The sequence below is a fragment of the Candidatus Limnocylindrales bacterium genome, from assembly GCA_035559535.1.
Taxonomy (GTDB): Bacteria; Moduliflexota; Moduliflexia; order Moduliflexales; family JAUQPW01; genus JAUQPW01.
Map to the genome: position 1 here is coordinate 37,373 of DATMBG010000052.1, position 25,388 is coordinate 62,760.

Annotated in this window: 25 protein-coding genes; 16 read left to right on the forward strand and 9 right to left on the reverse strand. The window is 44.5% G+C overall.

Annotated features, from left to right (window positions below; genetic code table 11):
• Positions 1-7: 7 nt before the first annotated feature.
• The 6 genes from VNM22_20910 (at position 8) to VNM22_20935 (ending at position 5,938) form a co-directional block, all read left to right on the forward strand.
• Positions 8-571, forward strand: a complete 564-nt coding sequence (locus VNM22_20910) for a hypothetical protein (GenBank protein HWP49632.1) — start codon at positions 8-10, stop codon at positions 569-571.
• Between the two features lie 25 nt (positions 572-596).
• Positions 597-737 (forward strand): hypothetical protein, encoded by a 141-nt coding sequence (locus tag VNM22_20915; GenBank protein ID HWP49633.1) that lies wholly within the window; start codon positions 597-599, stop codon positions 735-737.
• A 2-nt stretch (positions 738-739) separates the two neighbouring features.
• The gene (locus tag VNM22_20920; protein ID HWP49634.1) at positions 740-1,936 is read left to right on the forward strand and encodes an ABC transporter substrate-binding protein; all 1,197 of its coding nucleotides are present in this window, start codon (positions 740-742) and stop codon (positions 1,934-1,936) included.
• A 69-nt stretch (positions 1,937-2,005) separates the two neighbouring features.
• Positions 2,006-2,800 (forward strand): ABC transporter ATP-binding protein, encoded by a 795-nt coding sequence (locus VNM22_20925; GenBank protein ID HWP49635.1) that lies wholly within the window; start codon positions 2,006-2,008, stop codon positions 2,798-2,800.
• A 138-nt stretch (positions 2,801-2,938) separates the two neighbouring features.
• Complete coding sequence (locus tag VNM22_20930) at positions 2,939-4,810, forward strand: phospholipase D-like domain-containing protein (protein ID HWP49636.1); 1,872 nt, start codon at positions 2,939-2,941, stop codon at positions 4,808-4,810.
• 156 nt (positions 4,811-4,966) lie between these two features.
• The gene (locus VNM22_20935; GenBank protein ID HWP49637.1) at positions 4,967-5,938 is read left to right on the forward strand and encodes a phytanoyl-CoA dioxygenase family protein; all 972 of its coding nucleotides are present in this window, start codon (positions 4,967-4,969) and stop codon (positions 5,936-5,938) included.
• A 103-nt stretch (positions 5,939-6,041) separates the two neighbouring features.
• On the opposite strand, the gene VNM22_20940 is transcribed toward VNM22_20935, so the two are convergent.
• The 3 genes from VNM22_20940 to VNM22_20950 form a co-directional block, all read right to left on the reverse strand.
• Entirely contained in the window at positions 6,042-7,241 is a 1,200-nt protein-coding gene (locus VNM22_20940) for an alginate export family protein (GenBank protein HWP49638.1), read from the reverse strand.
• A complete protein-coding gene (locus tag VNM22_20945) occupies positions 7,220-7,885 on the reverse strand; it encodes a FecR family protein (protein ID HWP49639.1) in 666 nt (221 codons plus the stop codon). Before VNM22_20945 ends, VNM22_20940 begins: the two co-directional genes overlap by 22 nt.
• A 312-nt stretch (positions 7,886-8,197) precedes the next feature.
• On the reverse strand, positions 8,198-9,067 hold the full coding sequence (locus VNM22_20950) for a twin-arginine translocation signal domain-containing protein (GenBank protein ID HWP49640.1): 870 nt from the start codon (positions 9,065-9,067) through the stop codon (positions 8,198-8,200).
• A gap of 246 nt (positions 9,068-9,313) precedes the next feature.
• Here VNM22_20950 and VNM22_20955 point away from each other — a divergent pair, with 246 nt between their 5' ends.
• Positions 9,314-9,556, forward strand: a complete 243-nt coding sequence (locus VNM22_20955) for a DUF5683 domain-containing protein (protein ID HWP49641.1) — start codon at positions 9,314-9,316, stop codon at positions 9,554-9,556.
• Positions 9,557-9,583: 27 nt separating this feature from the next.
• Complete coding sequence (locus tag VNM22_20960; protein ID HWP49642.1) at positions 9,584-9,784, forward strand: DUF5320 domain-containing protein; 201 nt, start codon at positions 9,584-9,586, stop codon at positions 9,782-9,784.
• Positions 9,785-9,851: 67 nt separating this feature from the next.
• On the opposite strand, the gene VNM22_20965 is transcribed toward VNM22_20960, so the two are convergent.
• The 3 genes from VNM22_20965 to VNM22_20975 are packed head-to-tail and all read right to left on the reverse strand — an operon-like array spanning position 9,852 to position 11,749.
• On the reverse strand, positions 9,852-10,868 hold the full coding sequence (locus VNM22_20965) for an isocitrate/isopropylmalate family dehydrogenase (GenBank protein HWP49643.1): 1,017 nt from the start codon (positions 10,866-10,868) through the stop codon (positions 9,852-9,854).
• 22 nt (positions 10,869-10,890) lie between these two features.
• The gene (locus tag VNM22_20970) at positions 10,891-11,262 is read right to left on the reverse strand and encodes a carboxymuconolactone decarboxylase family protein (protein HWP49644.1); all 372 of its coding nucleotides are present in this window, start codon (positions 11,260-11,262) and stop codon (positions 10,891-10,893) included.
• Positions 11,234-11,749, reverse strand: a complete 516-nt coding sequence (locus tag VNM22_20975; GenBank protein HWP49645.1) for a hypothetical protein — start codon at positions 11,747-11,749, stop codon at positions 11,234-11,236. The genes VNM22_20970 and VNM22_20975 overlap by 29 nt, the downstream gene beginning before the upstream one ends.
• Before the next feature lie 347 nt (positions 11,750-12,096).
• Here VNM22_20975 and hemW point away from each other — a divergent pair, with 347 nt between their 5' ends.
• Both hemW and VNM22_20985 read left to right on the forward strand, forming a co-directional pair.
• Positions 12,097-13,236 (forward strand): radical SAM family heme chaperone HemW, encoded by a 1,140-nt coding sequence (gene hemW / locus VNM22_20980; protein HWP49646.1) that lies wholly within the window; start codon positions 12,097-12,099, stop codon positions 13,234-13,236.
• Positions 13,233-14,258 carry a bifunctional oligoribonuclease/PAP phosphatase NrnA gene (locus VNM22_20985; protein HWP49647.1) on the forward strand — a complete coding sequence of 342 codons (1,026 nt, stop codon included), beginning with the start codon at positions 13,233-13,235 and terminating at the stop codon, positions 14,256-14,258. Before hemW ends, VNM22_20985 begins: the two co-directional genes overlap by 4 nt.
• Positions 14,259-14,351: 93 nt before the next feature.
• On the opposite strand, the gene VNM22_20990 is transcribed toward VNM22_20985, so the two are convergent.
• Positions 14,352-14,891, reverse strand: a complete 540-nt coding sequence (locus tag VNM22_20990; protein ID HWP49648.1) for a hypothetical protein — start codon at positions 14,889-14,891, stop codon at positions 14,352-14,354.
• Positions 14,892-14,975: 84 nt separating this feature from the next.
• The gene (locus VNM22_20995) at positions 14,976-16,169 is read right to left on the reverse strand and encodes a hypothetical protein (protein ID HWP49649.1); all 1,194 of its coding nucleotides are present in this window, start codon (positions 16,167-16,169) and stop codon (positions 14,976-14,978) included.
• 405 nt (positions 16,170-16,574) lie between these two features.
• Here VNM22_20995 and lptF point away from each other — a divergent pair, with 405 nt between their 5' ends.
• Entirely contained in the window at positions 16,575-17,717 is a 1,143-nt protein-coding gene (gene lptF / locus VNM22_21000; protein ID HWP49650.1) for an LPS export ABC transporter permease LptF, read from the forward strand.
• A 36-nt stretch (positions 17,718-17,753) separates the two neighbouring features.
• On the forward strand, positions 17,754-18,839 hold the full coding sequence (gene lptG, locus VNM22_21005) for an LPS export ABC transporter permease LptG (protein HWP49651.1): 1,086 nt from the start codon (positions 17,754-17,756) through the stop codon (positions 18,837-18,839).
• Between the two features lie 132 nt (positions 18,840-18,971).
• On the opposite strand, the gene murJ is transcribed toward lptG, so the two are convergent.
• Complete coding sequence (gene murJ / locus VNM22_21010) at positions 18,972-20,546, reverse strand: murein biosynthesis integral membrane protein MurJ (GenBank protein ID HWP49652.1); 1,575 nt, start codon at positions 20,544-20,546, stop codon at positions 18,972-18,974.
• Between the two features lie 439 nt (positions 20,547-20,985).
• On the opposite strand from murJ, the gene VNM22_21015 reads away from it, so the two are divergent.
• From VNM22_21015 to VNM22_21030, 4 genes are all read left to right on the forward strand, one after another.
• Complete coding sequence (locus VNM22_21015) at positions 20,986-22,023, forward strand: hypothetical protein (protein HWP49653.1); 1,038 nt, start codon at positions 20,986-20,988, stop codon at positions 22,021-22,023.
• A 290-nt stretch (positions 22,024-22,313) separates the two neighbouring features.
• Positions 22,314-22,706: a CRISPR-associated protein Csx20 gene (gene csx20, locus VNM22_21020; protein ID HWP49654.1), complete on the forward strand. Its 393-nt coding sequence runs from the start codon at positions 22,314-22,316 to the stop codon at positions 22,704-22,706.
• A gap of 5 nt (positions 22,707-22,711) precedes the next feature.
• Entirely contained in the window at positions 22,712-24,037 is a 1,326-nt protein-coding gene (gene csx2, locus VNM22_21025) for a TIGR02221 family CRISPR-associated protein (GenBank protein HWP49655.1), read from the forward strand.
• A 93-nt stretch (positions 24,038-24,130) separates the two neighbouring features.
• Positions 24,131-25,354, forward strand: coding sequence for a geranylgeranyl reductase family protein (locus tag VNM22_21030; GenBank protein HWP49656.1), 1,224 nt, complete (start codon positions 24,131-24,133; stop codon positions 25,352-25,354).
• The last annotated feature ends 34 nt before the right edge of the window (positions 25,355-25,388 follow it).

The following is a 25,388-nucleotide window of genomic DNA, read 5'->3' on the forward strand; positions in this document are numbered from 1 at the left end:
CGATACTATGAACCAGCTAACGAGTAAAGATCAGGTCGAGAAGCCAGACAGACTCCATCAAATTCGAGATATTATTGTTGGCCCTCAACTCCGGGAATTGAATCGTCGGCTTGAAAAAATAGAATCGGATCTGCTCACCCTTCAAGAAGAAATGCACCATCGGATGGATGAAACCCGAAATGCACTCTCTAAAGAGCTACATATAGCCGTGGAATCCCTCGTCAGGAAGATAGGATCCCTTAGCCTGGCTACCCAACAAGAATGGACCGACCTTCGCCAACAATTTGAACAGACCGAAGCCAGGCTCTCCGACCGCCTTAAAACCCTGGACAGGGAAGTAGATGCCGGTACAACATCCCTACGGAAAGAGTTTTCACAAACTTTAGATAAATTTCGGGAAGAAATGCAACATTTGAGAATTCAGATTCACGAGGAGTTGGATAGGCGGCTCTTGGTACTTGAAGAGGCCGGGATTTCTAAAGATGAAATGGCCGAAATCCTTTTCGAGCTCGGTATGAGACTCAAAGGAGCTGAGTTCGTCAGTGACCCGTCTTACTCACCCATCGTGTAATTCTTAAGTAAGGAGGTATGGGGGTATGGAAGGTATGGGCGTGTGGGGGTGTGGGGGTATGGGAGTGTGGGAGTATGGAAGTATAGTCTTCCACACTCTCACACTTCCATCCCTCCACACTTCCACACTCCCACACCCCTATACACCTTTACTCAAGGAGGTATGATCATGAGAAAACTGCAGATTCTTCTGTTTGTTTCGTTCATCTTGCCTATAACGGGGGGTTTTGTCCTTTTCTCGGAATCTGTAAAGTCCCAAGAAACTCTTAAAGTGGGGGGTCTTTTTGATCTGACCGGGGTTACTTCGGAGGTAGGTAAACCCTTTGCTCAAGGAGTTCGGGATGCGGTGGATTGGGTTAATCAGCAGGGAGGTGTCAACGGTAAACAGATCGAATTAATTCCGGTGGATTACAGTTATAAAATTCCCCAGGCCGTTGCAGCCTATAAAAAATTTGTTTCCCAGGATAAAGTTCTTTTGATCAACGGCTGGGGTACGGGAGATACCGAAGCCTTGAGAGCTGATGTCAATAAAGACAAGATCCCGTATATTTCCGCCTCGTTTTCTGCGCACCTCACAGATCCTTCCAAAACCCCTTACAATTTTTTCGTAGGGGCCGATTATTCCACAGAATTAAGGATTTTTCTCAAGTGGATTAAGGATAACTGGAAGGATACATCTCGTAATCCCAGAGTAGCTTTTATTTACTCGGATAATCCGTATGGTAGGGCTCCTATTGAAGCAGGTCGGGCTTATGCAAAGGAAATCGGAGTTGACCTGGTAGATGAGGAGATTGTTCCTCCTTCGTTTCAAGATTCTACCTCCCAACTCCTCAACATGCAAAAAAAGGAACCGGATTTTGCCTATATCAACACCACCACATCCTGGGTTGCCATTATTTTGAAAGATGCCCGTAAATTGGGACTTAAAACCCAATTTGGTATGAACCCTTACGGCTTTGGAGAGAAACTTCCTCAAATAGCCAAAGAAGCTGCAGAGGGGGCCTATGGGATGATGCCCAATGTGGCTTATGGAGAAAATGTTCCCATGATGAAGACGATTCAAGATTACGTAGAGAAAAATAAAACCATTGAAAATCCCGATACCCTCTACGTACGAGGATGGGCGTATGTGTTGGTTTGGTCGGAGGCCCTCCGGAGAACTCAAGAGTTCACAGGTCCTGGAGTTAAAGCGGCTCTGGAAACTCTAAGGGATTTTGATACCGGTGGTTTAACCCCTCCCATAACCTTCACCCCGGAAGACCATCGCCCGACCATGAGATGCAAAATCTATCAGGTTCAGAATGGAAAGATTGTTCCCATTGCTGAATTGGAACTGCCAAGAAAGAAGGAGTGGCTAGGATTGTAGAAAGGGTGAAATGAAGGAAAAAGCCGAACGGTAAATCTTCTTTTCCCCTTTTCTCCTCTCTCCCGGGTTATGCTTAAACTGAACAATGTCGAGGTTGTTTACAACGATGTCATCCTGGTCCTCAAAGGATTATCTCTGGAAGTACCTCGAGGGAGTATAGTGGCTCTATTGGGGGGAAACGGTGCGGGCAAAACAACAACCCTTCGGGCGATTTCTGGGCTTTTAAAAGCAGAGGATGGAGAGCTTACCGATGGAAGTATCGAATTCATGGGGGAGCGGATTGATCGAAAAGATCCCGAAGAGATTGTGCGGATGGGGATCTTTCAAGTCATGGAAGGTCGTCGGGTTTTTGAAGAATTGACCGTAGATGAAAATATCCGTATCGGGGCTTATACCCGAAGGGATCGACAGAATATCAAACAGGATTATGAGCGTGTCTTCGACTACTTCCCCAGGCTTAGAGAACGACGTTCCCAACTGGCCGGTTATTTAAGCGGCGGTGAACAGCAGATGCTGGTTATTGGACGGGCTTTGATGGCACGCCCCAGACTTCTCATGCTGGATGAACCCTCACTGGGTCTGGCTCCCCTGCTGGTTCAAGAAATCTTCCAGATCATCCAACGGATCAACCGGGAAGAAAAAACTACCATTCTCCTGGTAGAACAAAATGCAAATATCGCGCTCTCTATTGCAGATTATGGATATATCATGGAAAACGGGAAGATCGTTCTGGACGGACCGGTAAATAAATTAAGGGAAAATGCCGATGTCAGAGAGTTCTATCTGGGATTGACTGAAATCGGAAAGCGGAAAAGTTTTCGAGATGTCAAACATTATAAACGGAGAAAACGGTGGCTTTCTTAATCCTTCCGGCTTATATTTCCTGCTTCTTAGATAAGGATTATAGATAATGACCTTCCAGGCGTCCTCACTTCTGGAAAGAAGAAGGGAATAGCAAGGGGTAAGGTAAAAAAAATAGTAAGACTCTAAAAAGAACCGTTTATGGAAGAAGCATCATTTAGACCAAAAGGTCTTCATCTCATGACCTGGAATATCCGTCTTGCAAAGCACTATGCGAGGCTGATGGAGAGTATTCAAACCGAGCCTGCCTTTCGAGACCTGGATATCTTGGTCTTACAAGAATCTACCGAAACGGAAAAAGGGTCTACAACCGAGGATATCGTTAAATGTTTAGGACCTGATTATGCCTTTCGACATGAACCGGCGCAGAGACTGCGAGGTCGGGTACAGGCCAATGCAGTGATCTGGAATACGCGAACCCTCAGGGAAGTGAACGTTGAAGTCCTTAAGTTGCCTTTGATCACCCGTAAAGACGCTCTGAAATATGGAAAGATTTTCAAGCGCAATCATCGGCTTTGCTTAAGACTGGATGCCAGATATGAAGATCTGACCCTTCGCATCTATGCTCCCCATTTTGATACGGCAGGGGGATTATTCGGTAAATTGGTCCATTTAGATGCTATTCGACAGGATAATGAAAACCTGCCTGTTGCCGATGCCGTATTTATTGCCGGAGATTTAAACACTTTTGGTATTCGACGCAGTCTGAATTTGAAATCCTTTCGTAACGAAGCAGCTAAACGAGATTTTGTGGATCTTTCTCAAGCCATTACGGTAACCTGGAATTCTCGTAAAGCTTATAGATATTTGCCAAGCCTGGATCAAAAACTGGACTGGATCCTCCTTAAATGTAAACTGGATTATACCTATACAACCCAAGTATTAAGAGTTCCCGGGTCCGATCATTATCCGCTGGTTACCTACATAAAATTTCAAAAGCCCCAGGAGACAAAATGGGAGTTTTACTGGACTGCCGATTCAGCCTGGAAGGCCATGTTACAGGATTGCCAGGAGGCAAAGGTTTCCATTGATTTCGAGTCTTACATTTTTATCGATGATGCCATAGGAAAACAATTTGTTTCTACCTTGATTCAAAGAGCACAAAGTGGAGTGAGGGTACGATTACTGGTTGATGCCTTAGGTAGTCTCTCCCTGAGTGGAGAAGCCCTCCGGGCCCTGGAAAGTGCCGGGGTTCAGGTGATTCGATACAATCCACCTACCTCCTGGATAACTCGTCTGAAGATCTTTTCCTGCTACAATCGAGATCATCGAAAAATCCTTATCGTGGATAATCGTATAGGCTATACAGGTGGTGTGGGAATTAATGAAACCATGTCCAATTGGCGAGATACCCAGGTTCGTATCCAGGGTCCCATTGTGGATAGTATGGCCTATGCCTTTGATTACCTGTGGAAAAAATGCTTAAAGGAGGAACAGGCAGATCATCTGGTATTGCAAAATAGTGGTGCTTTTATGTTTCGGGTTGCTTCACCCTATAGTCCCATTCATCCTATTAAGGAGGCTTATCTTGACGGAATCAATTCTGCGCAGAATCTCGTTTATATTACAACCCCTTATCTCTTTGTTCCTCCCAGAGAGTTTTTTCAAGCGATGTTACGGGCGGTAAAACGAGGTGTCGATTTACAATTACTCCTGCCCAAGGAATCCGATCATAAAATTCTCGATCTTGCTGTCGGATATTATTTCGATAGATTATTGCGGGTCGGAGTAAAGATTTACTTATATGAGAATGCTATGATCCATTGCAAAACAGCCGTCATAGATGATCATTGGTCTACCGTGGGGAGTATGAACCTGGATACCCTCAGTTTTTACTACAACCATGAAGCCAATATTTTCAGTTTTAGTAATCGATTTAATGCAGACCTTAAGAGGCAATTTCTTCTTGACCTAAAAAATTCCCAAGAAATTACCCTGGCGGCCTGGAAACAGCGTCCTCTTTGGAGGAAAGTTTTAGAAGTATTACTTCGACCTTTTCATATGTTTTTTTAAATAGACCCCTAAAAAAATACTCTTTAAGGTTTTAAATTTTGTATATTATTATGATCCCTCTCGGAGGTAGACAGTTAATAATAGAGACCTGAAAGTAAAGAAACATGTTTATTTCTTTTGTTTTCGCATGAGTTTTCCTCATGGAAAGGAGTTTCTATGCCTGTTTTAGCAGTCGATCAATCTCATATTAAATTTTTTGAAGAGCAAGGATATGTTGTTATTGAGGATATACTGGATCCTGAAGAGGATCTCCAACCTGTTATAGAGGAGTATGAAGCTGTTCTGGATGGATTGGTTGAGCGGTTGTACGTCGAAGGTAAAATCACTTCTCTTTATCGAGAGCTCCCATTTGGGCAACGTCTGACCCGGATTGTAGCAGAGACGGGTCAGTTTTACTCCCAATATTTTGATATTTCTTTACCTCAATCCGGAGTAACTGAAGACACTCCGATCCACCTGGGTAAAGCTGTTTTTAATCTCTTACGCAATCCTAAGCTACTAGACGTAGTGGAGGCTTTTATTGGGCCTGAAATTTATTCCAATCCGGTACAGCATGTACGTATAAAGCCTCCAGAGTGGGCTCTTCCCAAAGGTCGGTGGGATGGATTATCGTCGGCGGTTTATTGGCATCAAGACAACGGAGTTATTCTCCCGGAGGCTGATGAATCGAATATCCTGACGGTATGGCTGGCAATTTCAGATGCTACCGAGGAGAATGGCTGTCTAGCCGTAGCACCCAAGAGCCATAAACTGGGTCTTCTACCCCATTGCCCCAGCCCGGATAAAGGCGTTCATATTCCCGAGAAACTCCTTCCCAAGCCGTTTATTCCGATACCTGTGAAGCGTGGAGGAGCTCTGTTTATGACTCGAAAAACGGTCCACGTATCGCTTCGAAATTTAAGTAACGATATACGCTGGAGCTTCGATCTACGTTATAATCCCATAGGTCAGCCTACCGGTCGTCCTGCCTTTCCGGGTTTTATAGCCCGAAGTAAAGCCCATCCTGAGTCCGCTTTGACCGATCCCGAGGTCTGGGCACAACTCTGGAAGGATGCCCGTACCCGAATTGCACAAAGTACCAATCCCGTTTACAACCGCTGGAGTGCCGATTCTCCGGTATGTGCCTGAGATAGTCTACAGGAACCAGAAGTCAAAATAAGAACGATAAGATCCTTATCCTGTTGGAAATCGTTCCAGAATGACTTCTGGTTCCTGGCCTGACGAAATTCCTTTAAAAATTCAAATCTAACATTACATAGGCCCAATCTGCATCGTCGTTGCTACCCTTCAAGTCTTCCAGTGCTTTTCCAATGAAAAAGTGGGAATAACCAAAACTGATTTCCATCCGTCTGCGAAATAAATAGGGTATAACCAGATCGATCTCTTGTCCCAGATTATCCTCTCCCCGGTCATCTTTTTCTGCCAGGAAGAATTGATGTAATTCTAAAAAGAGTTTCGTGGTCCTGTGGGGAATCATGGAAAATTTAATAGCCACATCCTGAAGCCCTCGATTACCTGTATCCCGAGGAATATTAAGGAAAATATCCATAAATCCGTAGAATCGATGGTTGGTCGCAAAGAGTGTATCAAAGACCTTGATCTTATTATCTTCAAGATTATCATCTCCTGAGAGGTAATCATACCAGAGGGTAAAGGAAGGTTTATAAATCGATTCGACCGTATAGGTTCCACGAAGTCCAACCAAAAAAGCACGAATATCTTGAGAACCTGCCTGGCCAAATTGATAATAAGCTTCGCTGCGGTAACTAAAAGGTCCGAGATTACCCTCTAACCGGGCTCCTGTAGTAAAGCGATCGGTATCCTTGGGTTCGTCTTCCAACCAGAGAAAATAACCTGAGAGGATATGAGTTGGGACAGGTTTTACCCTGGCGTAGATCCCGTAAAAGTTAACATCATCTCCCTCACTGTTGCCGATGGGGGTTAGTCCTTGAGCAACCCCGTCGTTGATTTTCATGGCAAAGAGATCCCACTGGTCTGAAGGCCGCTCATAGGTAAGGCGAAACCCATCAAAGGCCTGGCCTTGGGGAGTAAAATCCACATTTCCTATCAAGCGCTCCTCATCAAAGCTTAGTTCCTGACGACCCAATCGGAAGGATAAGGGTTTACCGAAAAGATCTTGTACCTCAAGGTATCCTTGATGGAGATCAAAATGGTCGGCCTCAAAATCTCCAAGTGGGCTTGCTTCTTCTCCAAAAAATCGTACATCCTGGAGTTGAATAAAAGCCTGCATACCCTCCGCTAAAGAAACGTCAAACTGGACCCGGGTTCTGAGGCTGGTAAAGGTATCAGGATCTGTGTCTTTGTTAAAATCCCTGGCATCGTACTCAAACCTCGGACGAATCTGACCACCCCATGCGATCCTTCGTAAAGGCTTGAGTTCTTCATCTTCTACTTTTTTTTTTGACGGAATTGGCTTTCCCCTCGCCTTCCTTCTTCCCGGATTTGATCAAGTTCCTGGGGTGTTGTGCGTCGTGGAGGGTTACTGGCTGTCACCACTGCAGATTGTCCGGGACTTAATACTTCGGCAGGCTGGCCTGGACTGAGTAGACTTGTTAAGGTAACCGTTCCATTTTCTACCGATAGCCAGGTTGTATTGGTGGATCTAAAATAGCCCATGCTAAAGGCAGTAAATTTAACTCCGGCCAGGGCATTGGGAGTTTCCACTTCAAATTTCGAGCCTGGAGTTTTATAAGGCTGCGCAATAACCGCCTGGATCCTACCCCACACAAGTTTAAATAGAGAGGACTTGGCACGAGTGGTTAAGCTTAACTCGGTAACGTCTAATCGGGTATCCTCCCCTAATTCCAATCTACTTCCATCCGAGAGTTTAAGGGTCAGGCGACCCCCAACTTCGGTTCGCAGGATATCTCCGGCCTGAAGGTCCATACCTTTCCTGGCCCGGACTTCTCCCTGCCCTTGAAGGGATACCTTTACGATCCCGTTTACAGACTCTACCGACGCTAACACTTGAGATTGGGCAAACACCTCTAAAGCAGGAAACAACAGAATACCTATCGGAACAAGAATAAAGAAAATTCCCCGGTGATTGTGCATAGTTTTGAAGTCCTGTTATATCAGGATAATAGATTAGAGTGACTGTTTTACACGTTAACAAATCATATTTTGCCCGTGTAATCTAGTAAGAATTCAAGACCTCGTCAAGCTAATTTTAAGCTAATTTTTTAAGGATCTACACTTTTGCATTTTTATCCACGAAGGACTATGAAAGTATGGGAGGTGTGGGAGTATGGAAGAATAAGTACTTATACTTCCCCATCCCCCTACTCCCATGCTCCCACACCTCCCATACTTTTACCCCCTTCAGGGATAAACATTTAAAAATTGCAAAAGTAGAGGTATAGAGTCCTAGGCCGAATTCCGAAGAAACGTATAGAGTCCTGAACCCGGTGTTGGAATAATCTGTCCGTTGCTGTCCAGTTGATCCGTGATAATTCCAAATCCCATGGGAGGTTGTTCAAGTAAAACATAGTAAAAAACAAAATCCGTGGTAAGAACCCTTTTCATCTCGGGAATTTGATTCGTCCACATATCCAAATGCTCGCTAGGATCACTGGATCCAGTTTCTGTAATCATGATAGGTTTTCGAGTTGCTCGCTGAAAAGAGGTCCAGGGACTCGTAAGGTCATTTCTAAAATAGATATGAACTGCCCGAAAATCACAGTAATTATCGGCTCCTGCCAGGGACATTTGAGTAAAATCTTCTATTCCGCTGGGTTGGCCTATAGGAGCAGCAGCTACAATATTGACCGAAGGAAATTTTTCTCGAATGAGATCATGGGCTGGTTTCAAATAATCACGGACATACTCGGTGTTGGAGATCCCGTTAAAAGAGGCAGGTTCATTGAGGATCTCAAAATACCGGATGGATGGATAGCGTCGAATAACTGTTTCGACCATATCGGGCCAATCGGATTTATTAATGGGACCAAGGTTAAAATCGGCAATGAGTCCCAAAACGTTAGCCTGGGTTGCGGCCACATAAGGCCCTCCCACATCGGTTGTAATCCCTAAAGTTACCCGGATCCAGTTTGCCTTGATATCGTTTAATGCCTGCATCTGGATAGGTAAGGCAAGCCCCGGGTAAGGATGAACGTTAAATCCTATAACACCTCGGACTCCTGGATCTACCGGCGTTTTACATCCCTCTAGAGTCCAGGTGAGACCGGCTGCAGCTCCTAGTTTTAGAAAATCTCTTCTGGTGAGGGTACTCTGCATAGTCACCTTTTTATAAATAATGAGCCGCTAGAGGGGATGAAGTCCCTTTAGTTTTTGATTTTCCATACCATAAACCGCTTGCCCCTCCAGGGCCGTATCCAAAAAATTATCTATTACCGATAACCTAACCCGGATAGGGGAATAGACAGGTTATTGACAAGTCGATGATACCCGTAATACTATAAATTAGGAAGTAAAAATGCCAGAGAAGTTTTAAAAATATTTTCGATTTATTTTTTACAAGCTATGGAAAAAGAAACGATGAGAAATCCCGGGATTGCAGCGGTTTTAAGTCTGATACTCCCTGGTCTGGGACAGATTTACAACGGACAATTTCTGTGGGCTATTTTTTGGTTTATCGTGACCCCTGGAACCTGGATCACGACCGGAGGATTATTAGGGTGGGTTGCGCATATTATTTCGGCTTATGCAGCCTATCGAAGCGCCGAAAAGATAAATCAAGGTCTGGTTCAATTAAGGAAACTTTAATCCAGGAACCGGCTTTTAAGAGAGATTATGCGTCATACGTATTCTTTTTTCGAAGATCTTGGTTTTTTCCAGATGTTTTCGACTTTCTCGATAGGAGGCCCCTTTTGGAGGAAGTTTTATACAAAGGCAGAGCGACTTGAAAAACTTAAAGAATATAGGGACCTGTTAAAAAAGGAACTGGAAGGAGTTGAAGAGGCTATTCGAGAACTGGAGCAATCTCAGCGGTAAACAACCCCCAGGTAACTGATGACTCAAAACCCTCCCATTTCATTTGGAGATCAGAGTAACCGCAACGTTAAATAAGTCTCCTTTTTATTTCGGCGATTACCTCCTGGGTAAATTCCATAGTACCGCAGGAGCCTCCCAAGTCTGGCGTGGTAATTCCTCTTTCCAGGAGGGAAAGGGTAGAATCCCGGATAAGGGTGGACAGGGTAGCTTCTCCGAGTTGGAAAAGAAGTTGAGAAAAGGCTAAGAAGATGGCCGTTGGGTTTGCTTTGTTTTTCCCGGCGATATCCGGAGCTGTCCCACCGGCGGGATCAAACAGGGCTAAGGTTATATTCCCTTGTTCATCAAAGGCATAACTTCCACTGGCTCCAATTCCCAGAGATCCCACAAGACCACAGGCCATATCCGATAAGAAATCCCCGTATTCATTCAGTACTAGTATCACCTGATAGTCTTCGGGATACATAATGATTTTGGCCAGCAGGGCATCGAATAGCTCCTTTTTGTGAGGAACTCCAGGATATCGCTTTTCCATCTGGGCTACAATATCTTCAAAAAGCCCATCGGTGATCCGTTGGATGGTATATTTGGATGCTGAGGTAACCGATTTATGAGTCCTTTTAGCCAGTTCAAAGGCAAAAATAGCTGCGGTTTGGGTGGTCGCACGCTCTACAACCCGAAGAGATACCGCCGCGTCTTTTCCAATCATACGCCCGGGATCTTCATAGGTTCCGCCGGTTGCAACCCGAACGATATCCAGGTCTAATTTTTTGGTGAAATTGCTTTTAACACCCGGCAGGGTCATCACAGGGCGATGAATCACGCTAAAATTACAGAGTTTACGGAGGACTACATTGGGGCTTTCCTCTTCTGTTATCGTAGGATACTTCAGAGCAAATCGAGTCTTCAGGATAGCCTCATAGGCCTTTTCGTAAATCTTAGGCCCGACCTTATATCGGTTCTCCAGACTTAAATCAATCTGAATAAAGTCAAGGGTCAATGGAAGGGCCTCCACCAGGGTATGAACGGCCTGGCATAACTCCGGACCGATTCCATCCCCCAACAGTTCGGTTATTTCATACCTCATTTTAACCTCCGGCTCTGGGGTTCTATTCGATCCCTAATTCCTGCATGACATCCAGCAATGCCTTTAATCCGTGTACCAACGTTAAGGCACCGCCGGGTATGAAAGCTACCTCGATGGCCTCTATAAGTTCTTGCTTTGTAGCACCCAATGAAAAAGCCCGCTTAATTTGGGTCCGTAGGGCAACTTCGTCGGTTTTCGAGGCTAATACCGCAACCAAAATGATTTGCTTGATTTTTTGGGGAAGAACCACACTTCGAGCCCCTATGGTATCCCACATTTTCTCATAATTTTTGATAAAATCCGGATCTTCTTTAGCTAAAAGTTCTTGCCAGGGATATAAATAACCACGTTTTGCTTTAATTTCATCAAGAATTTTTTGCGTCTGATCGGTCATAGCAGATGTCCTTATCCATAAGATACCAGGTTAAAGTGCCAATTTCAGGTTTCTGGGCACGGCTTAATTCAAAGATAATCAACAAAGATAACAAAACCAGAAAGCCGATCAAAAAATAGAGCGCCATTTTTTTGATAAGTTTTCGGGTTCTTTCCACCTTAAAAATCTGATCCAGTGCCCTGTCGTCAAAAACCGGCTTACGCGAATCCCGCCGATTGTGCCATTGACAGCCACTCATCACATCATAATGCTCGCACGAGAGATTGTTACAGGTTAATATATCGTAGTAGCTATCTGTAACCGGATCTTTTAGCCCTAAGGGGCATAAGTCTCCTACCTCTATTTCCTCCCTGAGGGGATCGTAACTCTGGACTCGATTCTTTTCTCTTTTTCGAAAGGCAAGTAACAACAGAAAGGGGCCGAAAAGCAAAATTAAAGTGGGTACAATAAACCCAATAATAATAATAAATATTTGAGAGTAAGTCATAAAATTTCCCAACGCCTCAAGTTTAATCCGGCATTTCTTCATGGGACCTTATCTATAACCTTACACAGCCTTTCTTCCTTGTCAAGATATAAAATGGATTCAGTAACTGTAACAATTTAGTAGATGTCACTTTTTCTGTCTGAATATCCCTCTGGCCCCCCTCCAGGGGGGATGGGGGGTGTTTCTTTTTCCACCTACTAAATGGATACGGATACATGGATTCATTGTCTGGGGATGATTTCCACGGTTGATTCGTATTGACGAGCACCGGGATGGGGCATATCTTGTAATATCTAAGGGGAGGAAAGGTAAAAGTCCTCCATCTTCGATAGCCAACAAGAAACAAAATGATCGGTTTGTATATCCACATTCCCTTTTGCGCAAGCAAATGCTACTACTGTGATTTTAATTCCTATGCCGGAAAAGGAAATCTCGCTGGTAGCTTTTTTGAGGCCCTGGCTCTGGAGGTGGAGTCCTATCTTAGACAGGGTGTTTTCGACCAGGGAGTTCAAACGATTTTTTTTGGAGGCGGAACCCCTTCCTTATATATCGATGAAATCGTCGAATTTTTAAACGCTTACTATCCTCGATGGAAGGTGATTTCAGGTGCGGAGATTACCTTAGAAGCCAATCCCGGAACGGTTACCGCAGAAAAATTTGAAAAGTTGAGAAAATCCCCAGTGAATCGCTTGAGTTTTGGATTTCAGTCCTTCCACCCGGTTATTTTGAAAAGGTTAGGAAGAACCCACGGTCCGGAGGATTTATTCCAGGCCTTCCAGATGGCCCGTAATGCGGGATTTAATAATATTAATTGCGATCTTATTTTTGCCGTTCCAGGTCAAACCTTAGAGATGTGGCAAGAAGATCTGGACCGGTTGATCGGCCTTCATCCGGAGCATATTTCCACCTACAATTTGACCCTTGAGGAAGGTACCAGGTTCTGGGAATGGTATACCCTGGGAACCCTTAAGATGCCCGATGAGGACCTTCAATTAACCCTGTATCAACTCGGTATTGAGCGCCTGTCCAAAGCCGGTTATCAACACTATGAAATCTCCAATTTTGCTCTCCCCGGATTTCAATCAAAACATAATCAAATCTACTGGCGAAATGAAGAATATCTGGGCCTCGGACCTGGAGCTTTCTCCTATTTATCAGGTCGGCGGTTCTCTAATGTTCGAGGAATTGAAGAGTATATCCAAAGGCTTTTTAAAGGAGATTCTCCGGTGGTCGAAGAAGAAATCATCAGCCAGGATAAACAAATGGCCGAGACCTTGATGATGCATTTACGACTTACGGAAGGTATTTCCCTGGCCTATTTCCGAGATCGATTTGGAGTTTCAGTGGAAGAGGTTTATCCTGAGGCCCTCCAGAAACTCTTTCATTTGAAGTTAATAGAAAGGGTAGACGGTTATTTGCGACTAACCCGAGAAGGTTTATATGTAGCTAACGAAGTTTTTATTGAATTTTTAGATCCTGAACTATGATAAATTCTTATCAGATCCTTAAAGAAATTAAACAGATCGTCGATAAATCTAAAAGTTTTCTCATCACCGGACAATATAATCCCGACGGGGATTCTATCGGGGCAGAGCTGGCCTTGTATAAGATTTTATCGGTTGCCAAGAGCGGTCAGAACGGTATCTTAGACCCTGAAGTCGTTATTGATGTTGTCAACGAAGAACTTCCACCCCATCGCTACCACTTTCTTCCTAATTTTCAGGCCGTTAAGTCCCTGGAAGAAGTTCAAGGCCGGAGATACGAGGTCGGATTTATTGTAGATGGCGGGAGGGATCGTACGGGCGAAGTTCTTCCACTCTTAGAGAAGTGCGATTATACCATCAATATCGATCATCACAAAAGTCGCCTGACAAGTACTGATACCATTTCCTGGATAGAGCCTTATGTTTCCTCTACCTGTGAGTTGGTCTTCGAATTTATCGATCACCCGGATTGGCAAGTTCCCCTCACTCCGGATATCGCGACCTGTATTTATGCCGGAATGATTTACGATACGGGTTCTTTTCAGTTTTCCTCAACCTCTCCCCGAACCCATCGTATTGCGGCTCGATTACTAGAAGCCGGAATCAGTGCCTGGAAAATTAGCGAAGAGGTTCTTCTATCCAAATCTTATGCCGCGCTTAAATTACTCACCGCCGTTTTATCGGAAGTTCGTCGAGATCCCAGGGGAAGTATTTTATGGAGTGTTATTACCCAAAAAATGCTGAAAGAAACTGGAGCAACCCCTCAAGATGAAGAAGGGATTATCAATCAGTATAATTTTGTAGAGGGTTGTGAGGCGGCTGTTTTGTTTAAAGAACTTGATAAAAACAAAATCAAAGTATCCCTTCGATCCCGGGGTAAGGTCGATATGGGAGCTATTGCCAAAACCCTTAATCCTGGAGGTGGAGGCCACGAGCGTGCTGCCGGGTGTACCTTAGAAGGGCCCATGGAAGAAGTCCAGAAGCGTGTACTCAAAGCCGTGGAAAAAGCCTTATACGGTTCTTAGGGCTGAAGATATTTTTATTTCAGCCCGGATCTTGCTCCGTCTCCAGAGGTCCCAGGGATTCATAATAACAGACTCTGGAAATTTTTCTCGAGTCTATTCGGGGTCTAAGGTATAGGTCAGATCAAAATCCAGGTATCCTTCGATTTTGTCACCGGCAGGAAGTAAAAAACCCTTACCCATATAGGTTCCTCTCCCCTGGATAGGGGCAAACTTACCACTTCCTCGAATGATGGTACTTTCCCCCTTAAACGAAAAAACCTTTCCTTCCTGCTCAACGGTTGTAATTCCCTCGTTCTTGGTTGCAAGGGTGGATCCATCTGTAAAGGTGTAGACAAAATATAAAGTATGTGGACCACTCCCGTTAATATAATCGCTTGTGAAGCTATAAAAAACCGTAGCGATTCCACCTATGGGGAAGAAGGCCAGACCAGTACCCTGTCCTATCCCCAGAATGTGACCAGGTACATCCTGGACTTCTATGGACTCCAACCGGGTGATGTGCTGAACCTGTCGCCACTTCAGGGTGGCGGCTTCGGCCTGTATGGCAGATATCCCTAGCCAGACCAGGATAATCAAAAGGCTCCCGGCAAGCAGCTTACCTCTATAATTCCCTTTGCTTACAAACCAACGCATAAATCGTTCTTTTGGTAAAAGGACCCCACCCTTCCACACTTTTTCACGTCCTTCGTGGATGAATAAAATCAGTAACTTACAGATTCAGGAAGAAGGGAGATCTATGCTCGATTCCTTGAAATATTCGTCCAACACAAGGAGGACCGCCTTTATCATCTCCGTCCGAGGGAATGGATCCACATAACGGGGCGAAAAGACATGGGATAATGCAATACCCCAATGGTCTGCTTTTACAACCCCAAGACAGGTGGCGTCTCCTGTACTTTCAAAAAATTTCGAGTCCGGAAGAAGCAGTTGAGTATCATTGAGAACGTTGTATTTATACAATTCACGACCGGAAATATATAAAAACAAATCGTCCGGGTTGGTAATAAATTTAAACCCTTTTTTAAAAGCGCTCTGGGGATAAACGGCGGAGATGGAGAAAAGTTTGATGGAATCCCGGAGTCTTATCCGTGCATAGTTGTTTTGGCAGGTAATCCTGGCCAGGTCCAGGATCCCCTCGGGAAGGTCTGCCAGATCGTTGGCAAACTCTTCAGCTTTTTCGATTAATTCCTTCAACTCTTTAAGATTACCCGATGAGGCTTTTAATACCTCCTGGATCGTTTCTTTTACTCGATGTCTTAAAGTTCCTGTAGATTGTCTCAGTTTTCTATATGCCTTTAATAGGATGAGGGCAGCCTGACTCATAGGAGTGGACGGTAAGACTGACCCTCGAAGGGCTCCTGCAAAGCTGACCACTGCACGGGTTCTGTCGGCGATATCGGCATAACGGGAATCGGCCAGCATTTGTACGGCGACGGGGCTCCCTTTGCTATAGGTAAAGAAAATCAGTTTCTCCTCAGGGTTCAGTTCTTGTTTGAGAAGGCGATAGACACTTTCAGCACACCTCTCATTACTTGCAAAGGAATCTCGATAGGCCACATACCGTACGGGAAAACCGAGGTTCTCAAGTATGGGGATTTGATCCCCAAAGGCCTTTGTTTTAATGAGATGATGGCCAAATCCCGGTAAAATAACCAGAGTTGCATCGAGTCTTGCAGCTATTTCTCTGTTCAGAACAGGAATGGATGGAATATAGCCAGAAAAGTAGGTTGCATAAAGGTTTGTATTGACATGTAGATCTATCAGGTTAAAAGTTTCTTCCGAATGAGGGTCCAGGGTGGAGCCCAATGGGATAAAGTAAAGATACTCTTCCAACTTCTTCCCGGATTCTCTCAAAAAGGCTTGAAAGATTTGTCCAAAACGGATTTTCCATTTATCCGGATGTTGTGACATGTTTAAATTCTCCCGAAACAGGAATAGATAATGTTGCGGTCCTTTTTGTTATAAGGCGAAATTCTTTCTGAAGACAAGGAAATTTTTTACTCAAATTTCGATATAAGCCGGGTGTATCGTTTCAAGATTAGCTTTACAAGGTAATGTATCTGTATCAGTAGGTCGAACGTCCCCGGCTACCTCCCCGTGGACGGGGAGGGCTGGGGTGGGGGGCTATGGTAGTAGGTGATAGATGATCTTTGCTAGCCCCCTTGTTTCCAGTAAGTTAACCTGCTGGGAACAAGAAGGAAATGAATTATTCCGCCACCTACTAAGCAGTTATGACCCGTTGGGTCGCCACGAAGCATAAAAATCGTAAGACGATTTTCGTAAGAAATTGTTACAGTTACCAAGGTAATAGTCTCCTTGACGAAAAAAAACTCAGGTGCTATTCTCTTCCTGGAGCCTATGAAAATTATCCGAAGATATATCCTCTTGGAGATGATAAATCCCTTTCTGATAGGGCTTGCGATCTTTACTTTTGTCCTTTTAATGGACAAAACACTCAGTTTAACCGAGCTGGTGGTTAATAAAGGGGTAAGTGTGGCCGTAGTCGGAAAACTTATCGGTTATCTCCTCCCCTCTTTTTTGGTTCTAACCATTCCCATGGCGGTTTTGGTCGCCACCCTTATGGCCTTTGGTAGACTTTCTACCGATAGTGAAATCATTGCGTTGAGGGCCTCGGGGGTGAGTCTATACAGTTTGTTTGTTCCGGTTATGATATTTTCCCTGATAGCCACATTCATTACCTTTATCATCTACGTTAAGCTTCTCCCCTGGGGAAACTATTCCTTTCGATTGACCCTTTTTAATCTGGCCAGAACTAAAGCAGCCGTTGGAATTAAGGAGCGGGTTTTTAATTCTACGTTTGAAGGTTTGGATATTTATGTGGATGAGATCGAGCGGGATAACTCGTTTAAAGGGGTCATGATTGCAGATTCCAGAGACCCTCAAGATCCTCAAATTGTCTTTGCCAAACGAGGTGAACTGCTTTCAGATCCAGAATCCCTTAAAGTAATCTTGCGTTTGTACGATGCCAATGCCCACCCTCGATATATCACGAATATGACACGATATAAAATTATCAACTTTCCGGTTTCCGATTTTGTTTTAACCTTACAAAAGGATAGCAGTGGAATTATAGAAATCCCCCAGTCGGATCGAGACATGCCCATGAGTCGTCTATACGAAATGTATGTGACGGAAAAACAAGCCGGCCGGCGGTATTATTCTTATCTTATTGAACTCCATAAGAGGTTTTCCATTCCTATTGCTTGCTTTATCTTTAGTTTAATCGGAACCCCTCTGGGTATTACCTCGAAGCGAGCGGGAAAGTCGGGTGGATTTGCAGTAAGTATCGGATTGATTTTGGTTTATTATATTCTTATAACCGGGGGTGAAAATTTAGGGGATCAGGGAAAAATCCCGGCTTTTTTAGCCGCCTGGACTCCCAATGTGCTGCTGGGTGGAATTGGGACTTTACTGCTGGTTCGAATGGCTAAACAATAAGGTCTAAAAGTTGAGATAACTTCTGATTCCTGGTTTATGAAAGTTATAGATCGTTATCTTCTCCGTGAATTCCTGAAGATTTTTTTCTTAGGTTTGATTGCTCTAATTTGTGTTTTTACCATTGTGGATTTATTCGACCTGATTGACGATATCATTAAAAATCAGGTTCCTCTGAATGTACTTGTGGTCTACTTTTTAACCAAGATTCCGTGGCTTATTTTCTTTATCATGCCCATATCGATTCTTTTATCCACCCTGTTGACCTTAGGTACCTTTTCCAGGCACAGTGAGATTATTGCCATGCTGGCTAATGGAATCAGTATTTATCGAATTTCTCTGCCCTTGCTCATTTTAGGATTTCTGGCCAGCATTTTTCTGTTTATTGCCAATGAAACCTTTATTCCCTGGAGTAACCAGATCGCCGATGCCTGCAGGAGAATCATAAAAAACCGGCCCCAGGAGACTCAAATGACCAAGAGTGGGATCTGGTTCCGAAGCCCAAAAGAAAATAGAATTTACAACATCAAACTTCTGGATCCTAACAGGAATGAACTCCATGGTGTAACGATTTATACTTTAGATAAAAATTTTAATATCAAAGAGCGGATCGATGTAAGGGTCGCTAAATATCTGGGCAGAGAGTGGATCCTCTACAATGGTTCTCAGAGGACTTTCCAGGGCGACGTTTTAGGTGGAAATCAGACCCTATTTGCTGAAAGGAGAGGATTTCCTATTCAACCTTCCTTTGAGGAATTCCAGCGCATTCGGAAAGACCCGGAAGAAATGACTTATCGGGAATTAAAGAATTACATCGGCGAACTTCAAAGTACTGGATACGATGCCTCTCGTTACATTGTGGATTTACGAGGAAAGATCTCCTTCCCCTTTGTCAGTCTGGTGATGGTTATTATCGGAATTCCTTTTGCCTTAAAATCTCCGCGAAGTGGGACCACTGTAGGAATCGGGTTGAGTATTTTCATCGGGTTCAGCTATTGGATTACCTTAAATTTGGGGTTATCCTTAGGTCATGCCCAGATTTTCCCACCCCTTTTAGCTGCTTGGGTTTCGCACATTCTTTTTGTTGCCATCGGGGGATACCTGATTTTGAGCACCCAGACTTGACGGTATCCTCCTATGGACGGATCCCTTCATACTGCAACCGCACGAAGGGTTGACCATTCATCCTGTTAACCGATACCAGGCGAAGTGGGGGGGGGGTTGATGATAGCCCGCCAATTCAACAGAACTTTCCTCTCATCTCTTTATTTTTGCCTTTACCACGGCCATCACCTGCTCCAACTCCTCCACCTGAAGAACTCTACACGCTACATAGAAGAGCCCCACACTTACCAGAATACTCAGGCTTACCCAGATAAGGTTTCCTAACAAGCCCCATGAATGCAGATAACCGGCAAGGCTTTGCCGGGTTATCCAACAGGCCATAGCCATGACTGAAGAGGCTGCGATAATTTTAGAAAAAGAGCGGAGCAGGATTCTCCCATGAATTCCTTTGAGTTTATAACGTAGAATCGAGATTAAAAAGGTAAAATTGAAGATGGCCATGAGAGAAGTAGAGAGGGCCAATCCCCGATGGCCCAGGGGTTGAATCAACAGCCAGTTGAGTAAAATATTATTAACAATGGAGATCAAACTGACCATCATAGGGATTTGAGTATCCTTTAAGGCATAAAAAGCCGGTACCAGGACTTTGATTCCTGCGTAAGCCGAGAGGCCGATAGCATAAAAGGCCAAAGCTCCGGCGGTTTCCTGGGTGTCAAAACTTGTAAACCGCCCGTGCTCGTAAATGAGGCGGATGATAGGACTTCCGAGTACGATAAGTCCGAACGAAGCCGGAATGGTCAGCAAAAAGACCAGACCCAGGGAGGAGGCTAGAGTCTGGCGGAATTCATCCATGTCCTGGCGGGCGGCACTTCTGGAGATGGCCGGAAGGGTGGCCGTCGCGATAGCAACCCCGAAGACCCCGATAGGGAATTGCATAAGCCGGAAGGCATAGTTAAGCCAGGAGACCCAGCTTTGCTGGGTAGAAGCGAAATAGGTATTAATAAAAACATTGATCTGTACGGCGGCCTGGCCTATAATGGCGGGACCGATGAGTTTCATAATCTGGCGAATACCCGGGTCTGAAAAGCTTATGATCGGCTGATAGCGAAATCCAACCCGATAGAGAGAAGGGACCTGGATAAAAAACTGGAGTAATCCTCCGGCCAGAGTACCGATGGCCATTCCCACAATGGGTTCCTGGCCCAGATAGGGCATCAGATAAACGCAAGACACCCCTACCAGGATAGATCCCACGTTGAAGAACGTAGAAGCCGAAGCCGGAATTCCAAACCGATCCTTTGTATTTAAAATTCCCATGGCTACGGCGGCCAGGGAAATGAGTGGAAGGAAGGGAAACATGATCTGGGTCAATTTGACCGTGAGGGCTACTTTACCGGGAATATCTTCGAACCGGGGGGCCATCCAGGAGACAATCTGGTCTGAAAACAAAATACCCAGAAAGGCAACTCCTCCTAAAAGGAGGGTAAGGGTGTTAAGGACCAGGTTGGCCAGACGCCAGGCGGCTCCCTCTCCTTTTTCCACCTGCCATTGGGTAAATGTGGTCACGAAGGCCGAGCTTAGAGCCCCTTCCGCGAATAAATCCCGGAGAAGGTTAGGGATACGGAAGGCTACAGTGAAAGCATCGTAGGCCAGTCCCGCTCCAAAGAGGGCTGCAAAAACCTGTTCCCGGATCAAACCTAAAATACGGCTGGCCATAACGGCCAGACTTACAATGCCTGAAGATTTAACAAGGCGCGAGGTTGACATGGTTTTTATTCTAAGCTGAACGTTTTAGGGTTTCAATACTTATTTCCGGCATAATTTTCTGAAAAAAAGGTTTCCTGCTTGACAACAATCAGGAGATATTTCTACAATAACTCCAGGTATAAGGAGAATATTAAGATTAGCCACAAAGGCATAAAGATATACAGGATCGGTCAATTTTCTTATTTTTAATGATCCCTTCTGTCTGTGTGCCTTTGTGGCTAATTAGTTTTATATCTGCTTATAGCCCAGAACGTCCCTGATAGAAAGTAGGAGCGTAGGGGCGTAAGGCCTTACGCCCCTACAAGAACAGGAAAGTTCCTGAGAACTTCGGTGTTACAAGCCTGACAGAAAAAGGATAACAACAGGAGTGGGTACTGAGTAGTGGGTAAAGAATCTTTGGGTGTTATGGCTCAGTACTTGGTATCCCTCTTTTTTAAGCATGACCACACAACCTCACCCCCTTTTACCTACTACTGTTGTAGGAAGTTATGCCACCCCTGGGTGGATGTGGACGGCATTAGAGGAAGTCAAACAGGGCAAATACGGAGTAACCGACATTAAAGAACTATATGATGACGCGGTTAAAATTGCCATTTTTGATCAGGAGAAAGCCGGTGTAGATATCATCAGCGATGGCGAGATGCGTCGATTTTTCTTTGTCCAGAATTATTACAAGCGATTTACGGGACTTGCTCCGATCGAACCGTTGAGAAAAACGGGTCTTTATGGTTATGACAGCCCTGTCCGATATCGCCCTGTGGAAAAAATTAAGGTTCCCGAAGGCCTGGGTATTGTGGAGGAGTATCGATTTCTTCGACAAAACACCCAGAAACCCGTCAAAGTAGCCGTAGCCGGACCCTTAACCTTAACGATTCATATTCATCTGGAAAAAAACGATCCCTATTACAAAGATCGTTTAGAGCTGGCCTATGAGTTTGCAGAAGTGGTCAATGCGGAATTAAAGGCCCTGGTGGCCGAAGGAGCTGATTTTATTCAAATTGATGAGCCCTCCTATGCCATTATTCCAGGGACCACCCGGGATTGGATTCATCTTTTTAACAAGTGTGTTGAAGGGGTCAATGCCAAGATCGCCCTTCATATTTGTTTTGGCAATCTCCTCAGCAGACCTCGCGGAAAGCGTACGTATCGTTGGATGTTTCCCGACTTACTGGAAGCCAAGGCCCAACAATTTGTCTTTGAGTATGCCAATCGCGAAATGAAAGAAATCGAGCTTTGGAAAGAGTTTGGGATCGACCGTGAGTTAGGAGCCGGTCTCATCGACGTAAAGTCCTTCTATGTGGAGACCCCTGAGGATGTTGCCGAGCGTATTCGAGAAACCCTCAAATATGTTCCTGCCGAGAAACTTTATATCAACCCCGATTGCGGTTTTTTCCCGGTTCCCCGATGGCTGGCCTATCTTAAACTGCAGCGGATGGTTGAGGGGACAAAGATTGTGCGGAAGGAGTTAGCAGGTTAAGAGCGAATAGCAGGTTAACCGTCCCGGACAGTAGGTTAACCGTCCCGGTTGACATAAGAGAAGCTATGCTCTCTATAGTTCTCAGAAGTAATCTTTCTTTATTCAGCCTGGACTGGTAAGCATGGCTTTACCGGTTCAGATCCCGAACTATGCAAAAAATGAGCATACCCGAAAACTGTAGCGTAGGCAGGCTGAGGATGAAGTTTTTTGTCTTAAACCTTGTTTCTTTATCTATATTTTAACCGAGGTAGGGGCGATCGGCCGGTCGCCCCTACCGGGGAACCTATAAAATGCCCAAAATGTTACTTCTCTTTTCCCATGAATTAACCCAGGACCAAATCAAAGATGCCAGGGCTACTTTAAACATCACCGAATTTGTCCCCCTGTCTGTGGATCTGGAAGGTCTCTGGAAGAATATTCCCCCCACCAAACCTTCGTTAAGTGAGTATCTGGAACCCCTTCGTAGATGGATGAAAGGGCATGCAGAGCCTGGAGATTATGTATTGATCCAGGGTGATTTTGGGGCCGTCTATTTAATGGTTAATTTTGCCTTTTCTGCTGGTTTAATTCCTGTTTATTCCACCACCGAACGGGAAGTGGTGGAGAAGGCCTTGCCGGATAACACGGTGAGATCGGAACGGGTGTTCCGGCATAGGATGTTTAGAAGATATGAAAAGGAGTGAGTCCAATGAGTCAAGTCATGCTTGCCTTTTTAGGAACCAACGATTACTTACCTTGTAACTATTTGCTGAATGAGAAAGGGAAGATCAGTGGAGTGCGATTTATTCAGGAAGCTCTGGTTTCTTTATTCTGCAAAGATTGGACGGAAAAGGATAGGATTATTATTTTTCTGACTGAAGAGGCTAAAAATAAAAACTGGGTGGATAATGGTCATAAGGATAGGGACGGTAAACCTCTGCAGAGAGAAGGATTAAAAAGAAGATTAGAATCTTTAGGGTTAAAGACTAAAATTCTTGACAAAGAAATTCCGGATGGGCGAACGGAAGAGGAGATTTGGAGAATTTTTGATGAGGTTCTTAATCAAATAGATCATGGGGATGAAGTAATATTTGATATGACCCATGCTTTCCGTTCTCTCCCTATGCTTGCCATCATCATATTGAACTATGCAAAGGTCATAAAGAATATCAAAATAAATGGAGTTTACTACGGTGCCTTTGAATCCTTAGGCAGTATTCGCGAAGTGGAAAAAATGGCAGTCCAGGATCGTAACGTTCCAATTTTCAATCTTACCCCCTTTGTTCGTCTTTTCGATTGGACGAATGCCATACATAATTTTATTACGTATGGGGACGCTAAAGATATCAGTGAGCTGACTCAACAAGAAATAAAATCTATTCTGGCAGATACACAAGGAAAAGACGAGGGCGCACAAAACCTCCGGGAACTGAGTAAACAACTAAAGAAGCTCACCAAATTAATTCAGACAAGTCGAGGACCTGGTCTCATCGATGGATTTGATTTTGACGGCTTAAGAGAACTGATAAAAAAAGAAGGATTCTTAAAACCGATAAATCCTTTACTCGATAAAATAGCGAATAAAATTAAAGATTTTAAAAATAAAGATATTAAAAACGGATATGCTGCGGTTGAATGGTGTATTCAACACAATTTAATACCACAGGGTTATACTCTACTTCAAGAGACGATGATTAGCGAGGTTGTCGTAAGACATTTTGGTCAGAGCGAAATTCTCAATGAAGACAAAAGGAAACTTGCTGCTCAGGCTCTCCATATTGCAAATAGAAACATTATTGCAAATAGAAAAATTCCTGAAGAGGAATGGGAAGAGCCAGCTAAAAGTAGAAAAGAAGACGTTCAAAAAATTATAAGTTGCCTGAGCGAGGATTTTATTAAGATATATGACTCGATAACGCAAGATAGAAATGATATAAACCATGCCGGGTTCAGAACTCAACCCTCTCAACCCGAGGACTTACAGGAGAGATTAAAGGAAAGATATTACAAGAACTTGAAAAAAGGTTTGGCCTAGTACGGGCACGGCAGGCCATGTTTCTGCTTATAACCCGCTATACAAGCTCCTGAGCATGCCGATGCCTTTACTTCTGATTAGAAAGCCATATCTATGCCCGAACCCTATCAAAACCTCTGGCAACCTCCCATTGACTCCTTACCAGACCTGTTATGGGAAGTAATGATTGTAGGCGCCGGACCTGCCGGTTCCATGGCAGCCCTACATTTAGCCTCTCGGGGGCATAAGGTTCTGCTGATAGATAAGCAGAGATTTCCCAGGGATAAGATTTGTGGCGACGGTCTTATTCCCGATGCCATCAGGTGCCTTCAAAGGGCGGGTTTGTATGAAAAAGTCTCTAAAGTCGGGTGGAAAACTAAAGAAATAACTGCATTCAGTCCCTCCCGTATAAGATTTGAAGTGCCTGGTGACTTCCTGACGGTTAAAAGACTGATTCTCGATGAGATAATTGCCAGGGAAGCCGTTTCCAAGGGGGCTACCTTCTGCCAGGGAACAGTTCAAGCTATTTCAAGGGACCCGGATGGCATGATTCGGGCTTCGTTTTCAGAATCACCCCAACAGGTTCGGGCGCGTATTGGTATGATCGCAACGGGTGCGGATATTTCTTTATTGAAAAATCTAGGGATGGTTTCACACCTGAGGGCCAGTGCGGTGGCTCTACGTTGCTATGTACGTTCTTCATTTAATCTGAATCAACTGGTCATATCCTTTGATCGCTCCATTATCCCAGGTTATGCCTGGATATTTCCCATAAGCCGTGACGAGTACAACGTGGGTTGCGGTATGGCATACCGAAACGGTGCCAAAACCAAGGGGAATTTAAAGGAAATCTTCCATACCTTCGTAGCTGAGTTTCCCCTGGCGCGAGAATTGATGAAGCAGGGTGAAATCCTTACTCCCCTTCAAGGGGCCCTTCTTCGATGTGGTTTAAAAGGTTCTTACCCTTTCAAGGGTAGGAATATATTAGCCATCGGGGAAACGATCGGGGCCACGTTCCCTTTCACCGGGGAAGGGATCGGCAAAGCTATGGAGACAGGGGAGCTGGCCGCATCGATAGTTCATAAGTCGCTGGTGGAGGGGAATTTCCAATACCTGCATGAATTTCCACGTCTCCTGGAGGAAGAGTTGAGACCTCGTTATCTGGGATACCAGATTGCCGAAAACTGGCTTTCCAAAGCCTGGCTTAACGACCTGATAGCCCGTCGTGCTCAGAAAAGCAGGTTCTTGCAGAATGCCTTTGCAGGTATTATTACCGAGACGGTGGACCCGCGAACCGTTTTCTCCGTATGGGGAATTTTAAAATCGTTGTGGAGGTAAGCCTGGGCAAGTTACAAGTAATAATCGAATTGTT

Coding starts and splice junctions, on each gene's coding strand:
- lptG (HWP49651.1), top strand. CDS start 17,754: ATGAAAGTTATAGATCGTTATCTTCTCCGTGAATTCCTGAAGATTTTT.
- VNM22_20955 (HWP49641.1), top strand. CDS start 9,314: ATGGAAAAAGAAACGATGAGAAATCCCGGGATTGCAGCGGTTTTAAGT.
- hemW (HWP49646.1), top strand. CDS start 12,097: ATGATCGGTTTGTATATCCACATTCCCTTTTGCGCAAGCAAATGCTAC.
- VNM22_20925 (HWP49635.1), top strand. CDS start 2,006: ATGCTTAAACTGAACAATGTCGAGGTTGTTTACAACGATGTCATCCTG.
- VNM22_20990 (HWP49648.1), bottom strand. CDS start 14,891: ATGCGTTGGTTTGTAAGCAAAGGGAATTATAGAGGTAAGCTGCTTGCC.
- csx20 (HWP49654.1), top strand. CDS start 22,314: ATGCCCAAAATGTTACTTCTCTTTTCCCATGAATTAACCCAGGACCAA.
- VNM22_21015 (HWP49653.1), top strand. CDS start 20,986: ATGACCACACAACCTCACCCCCTTTTACCTACTACTGTTGTAGGAAGT.
- VNM22_20935 (HWP49637.1), top strand. CDS start 4,967: ATGCCTGTTTTAGCAGTCGATCAATCTCATATTAAATTTTTTGAAGAG.
- VNM22_20915 (HWP49633.1), top strand. CDS start 597: ATGGAAGGTATGGGCGTGTGGGGGTGTGGGGGTATGGGAGTGTGGGAG.
- csx2 (HWP49655.1), top strand. CDS start 22,712: ATGAGTCAAGTCATGCTTGCCTTTTTAGGAACCAACGATTACTTACCT.
- VNM22_20970 (HWP49644.1), bottom strand. CDS start 11,262: ATGACCGATCAGACGCAAAAAATTCTTGATGAAATTAAAGCAAAACGT.
- VNM22_20960 (HWP49642.1), top strand. CDS start 9,584: ATGCGTCATACGTATTCTTTTTTCGAAGATCTTGGTTTTTTCCAGATG.
- VNM22_21030 (HWP49656.1), top strand. CDS start 24,131: ATGCCCGAACCCTATCAAAACCTCTGGCAACCTCCCATTGACTCCTTA.
- VNM22_20920 (HWP49634.1), top strand. CDS start 740: ATGAGAAAACTGCAGATTCTTCTGTTTGTTTCGTTCATCTTGCCTATA.
- VNM22_20910 (HWP49632.1), top strand. CDS start 8: ATGAACCAGCTAACGAGTAAAGATCAGGTCGAGAAGCCAGACAGACTC.
- VNM22_20985 (HWP49647.1), top strand. CDS start 13,233: ATGATAAATTCTTATCAGATCCTTAAAGAAATTAAACAGATCGTCGAT.
- VNM22_20930 (HWP49636.1), top strand. CDS start 2,939: ATGGAAGAAGCATCATTTAGACCAAAAGGTCTTCATCTCATGACCTGG.
- VNM22_20975 (HWP49645.1), bottom strand. CDS start 11,749: ATGACTTACTCTCAAATATTTATTATTATTATTGGGTTTATTGTACCC.
- VNM22_20945 (HWP49639.1), bottom strand. CDS start 7,885: ATGCACAATCACCGGGGAATTTTCTTTATTCTTGTTCCGATAGGTATT.
- murJ (HWP49652.1), bottom strand. CDS start 20,546: ATGTCAACCTCGCGCCTTGTTAAATCTTCAGGCATTGTAAGTCTGGCC.
- VNM22_20950 (HWP49640.1), bottom strand. CDS start 9,067: ATGCAGAGTACCCTCACCAGAAGAGATTTTCTAAAACTAGGAGCTGCA.
- VNM22_20965 (HWP49643.1), bottom strand. CDS start 10,868: ATGAGGTATGAAATAACCGAACTGTTGGGGGATGGAATCGGTCCGGAG.
- VNM22_20995 (HWP49649.1), bottom strand. CDS start 16,169: ATGTCACAACATCCGGATAAATGGAAAATCCGTTTTGGACAAATCTTT.